Below are 2,987 nucleotides of genomic sequence, written 5' to 3'. Positions count from 1 at the left end.
CAAGCCACTAGCCTGGGGATGCCGTGAACCCACCCCTGCTCGACCGCCCGCTGCGGGTGCTGCGCGCCTGCCTGCACCTGCTCGTCGCGGGGCTGCTCGGGCTGGCCGCCGGCGCCGCAGTGGTCCAGAGCGCCGCGCACGCGGGGGCGGTCGTCGCCTCCGCGGCGGTGCTGGGCGTCGTCTATGCGGCCGGTGCCGCGCTCTCCCGGGTGGGCCGGACGGCCGGCGCCACGGCGGTCTGGCTGGCCGCGCTCGACGCCACCTGGCTGGTGCTGCTCGCACTGACCCCCGCCGGGGTCTACCTGGCCTTCCCGCTGTTCTTCCTACAGCTGCACCTGCTCCCGATGCGCCCCGGGCTGCTCGCCGTCGCCGCGACGACCCTCGCCGCGGTCGCCGGGTTCGGCTGGCACCAGGGGTCGCTCACGTTCGCCGCGGTGATCGGGCCGGCGCTGGGCGCCGCGGTCGCGGTCGGCACCGTGCTGGGCTACCAGGCGCTCTACCGCGAGAGCCAGGACCGGGCGAGGCTGATCGACGAGCTCACCGCCACCCGCGGCGAGCTGGCCGCCGCCGAGCGCACGGCGGGCACCCTCGCCGAGCGGGAACGCCTCGCCCGGGAGATCCACGACACCCTCGCCCAGGGTCTGACCAGCATCCAGCTGCTGCTGCGTGCCGCCGAGCGGGCCCTGCCGCAGCGACCCGACACCGCGGCCGAGCACGTCACGCTGGCGCGCACCGCCGCGCAGGACAACCTCGCCGAGGCCCGCCGGTTCGTGCACGCGCTGGCCCCACCCGACCTCGACGACCGGTCACCGGCCACCGCGCTGCACCGGCTGTGCGCGACAACCACGGCGCAGTCCGGGCTGCCCGTCGCGTTCGACCGCAACGGCCCGCCCGCCGAGCTGCCCGCCCCGGTCGAGATAGCGATACTGCGGATCGCGCAGTCGGCGCTGGCCAACGCCGTGCAGCACGCCCGCGCGAGCCGCGTGGAGGTGACGTTGAGCTACATGGACGACGGCGTCGCGCTCGACATCGTCGACGACGGCATCGGGTTCGACCCGGCCGCGCTGCCGGCGCCCGGCAACGCGGGAGGGTACGGGCTGGCCGCGATGCGCGCGAGGGCCCGGGCCCTCGGCGCGACGCTGAGCGTCGAATCGGCGCCGGGCGAGGGCACCGCGGTGGCCGTCAGCTTCAGCGAGGGAGCACCGTGAACCCCACCATCCGGCTGCTGCTGGCCGACGACCACCCCGTGGTGCGACGCGGCCTGCGCGCGGTGCTCGACACCGAACCGGGCTTCACCGTGGTGGCCGAGGCGGCCACCGCAGAGCAGGCCGTGGCGCTGGCCGCCGTCGAGGCCGTCGACGTGGTGCTCATGGACCTGCAGTTCGGGTCCGGAATGCGCGGCGCAGAGGCCACCGCCGCGATCACCGCGCGTCCCGGAGCGCCCCGGGTGCTCATCCTGACCACCTACGACACCGACGCCGACATCCTCGCCGCGATCGAGGCCGGCGCCACCGGCTACCTGCTCAAGGACGCCCCGCCCGACGAGCTCGCCGCCGCCGTGCGCACCGCGGCGGCGGGCAACTCCGCGCTCGCCCCCGCGGTGGCCCACCGGCTGATGACCCGCATGCGCTGCCCCGGTACGGCCCTGAGCCGCCGCGAGACCGAGGTTCTCCAGCACGTCGCCGACGGCCTCTCCAACCAGCAGATCAGCAAGCGACTGCACCTGAGCCAGGCCACCGTCAAATCCCACCTCGTGCACGTCTACGCCAAACTCGGCGTCGAGTCCCGCACCGCCGCCGTCGCAGCCGCGACGGAACGGGGCGTCATCCGCCGCTCCGGCGCGTGACCGTCCGGACTCGGGCGACGGTCAAGCCTCGGATGGTGACCACCACTCGCGACGCCGAGGTGGCTATCGACGTCCGGATGCGTCCGTGCCGAATTGGCGGGCCAGCAGCAGCGCCTTCGCGACCCTCGCCGGGACATCGGTGAAGATCTGGTCGGACAGAGTGCTATTGGTGCGGCGTAGCCGCCGGGCGAGCACCTGCAGCAGCCTGTCGGGGATCTCGGGGCAGGCACTGATCCAGGCTCGCAACGCGGGCCGGTTCACCGCGAGGGCCTCGACCGCGGTGAGTGCGGTAGCGGTGGAGGCCCGCGGGACGGGGTCGAACAGGGCCAGTGAGCCGATCATGTCCGACGGTCCGGCGATCATCAGTACCAGCTCCCGGGCATCAGCCGAGGTACGCCCGACCTTGACCTTGCCGGCAGTGACGATGTACAGGCGGTCTCCGGGCTCGCCCTCCGCGAAGATCACGCCACCGGAGGGGATCTCGACCCGCACCAGCAGCGAGTCCAGCACCTGGCCGATTCCGTCTCGACGCCCTGGCAGATTCCGGCCTGGAAGAGAATCTCGTTCACGACACCCGTCCCCTCGACCGTCGGTGTCGGGCAGCGGCGGAGTCACTGTCACCACCGTTGATCGCGTGGTCATGCGGTGTCCGGGTCGCGGTGGCGCGCGGCGCACGCTCCACAATCGACCTGGCCTTGTTGAGCGATCAGCCGGTGACATCCCGCTGCCTGCCTCCGCCGAACCCCCGAGTACCTCGCGTCCTAGGAACGCTAGGCCCGGCGCACCGAAACGATGAGGATGCTCAACACTACGCGACTGCGCAATGGCTGGCCGACGCGCATGATGTCCGACACTTGCGTATCAGACCGGATGGCGGGGCTCTCCCCGCCGCTCGATCCGGGATCGGATTCATCTCATCATGAGACGCATCCCCCACTGCCGAGCCGCTCGGACTGTCATCAGGGTCGCTCATGCTGAAAGGAAGTCGGCCGGTGAAGGCAGTACGAGTTCACGAGTATCACACCGATCCACGAATCGACGATATCCCGGAGCCTGCGCTCTCGGGGCCGCTCGACGTGATCATCAGGGTCGGTGGCGCCGGCGTCTGCCGCACCGACCTCCACATCATCAACGGGGACTG

General features: G+C 72.2%; 2 protein-coding genes and 2 pseudogenes. 3 read left to right on the top strand and 1 reads right to left on the bottom strand.

Annotation, left to right across the window (positions count from 1 at the left end):
* The first annotated feature begins 23 nt into the window (after positions 1-23).
* Positions 24-1,208: a sensor histidine kinase gene (locus BGP03_RS04295; protein WP_298798374.1), complete on the top strand. Its 1,185-nt coding sequence runs from the start codon at positions 24-26 to the stop codon at positions 1,206-1,208.
* On the top strand, positions 1,205-1,846 hold the full coding sequence (locus BGP03_RS04290) for a response regulator transcription factor (protein ID WP_296377342.1): 642 nt from the start codon (positions 1,205-1,207) through the stop codon (positions 1,844-1,846). Before BGP03_RS04295 ends, BGP03_RS04290 begins: the two co-directional genes overlap by 4 nt.
* An 84-nt stretch (positions 1,847-1,930) precedes the next feature.
* On the opposite strand, the pseudogene BGP03_RS04285 reads toward BGP03_RS04290, so the two are convergent.
* Positions 1,931-2,415: pseudogene (locus BGP03_RS04285) on the bottom strand (Crp/Fnr family transcriptional regulator); the annotation flags it as partial.
* Between the two features lie 423 nt (positions 2,416-2,838).
* Between BGP03_RS04285 and BGP03_RS04280 the strand changes: the two are divergent.
* Positions 2,839-2,987: pseudogene (locus BGP03_RS04280) on the top strand (NAD(P)-dependent alcohol dehydrogenase); the annotation flags it as partial.

It is taken from the genome of Pseudonocardia sp. 73-21 (assembly GCF_001899645.1).
GTDB lineage: Bacteria > Actinomycetota > Actinomycetes > Mycobacteriales > Pseudonocardiaceae > Pseudonocardia.
The sequence above is the reverse complement of the archived record's forward strand: the minus strand, read 5'-3'. Positions and strand labels throughout refer to the sequence as shown.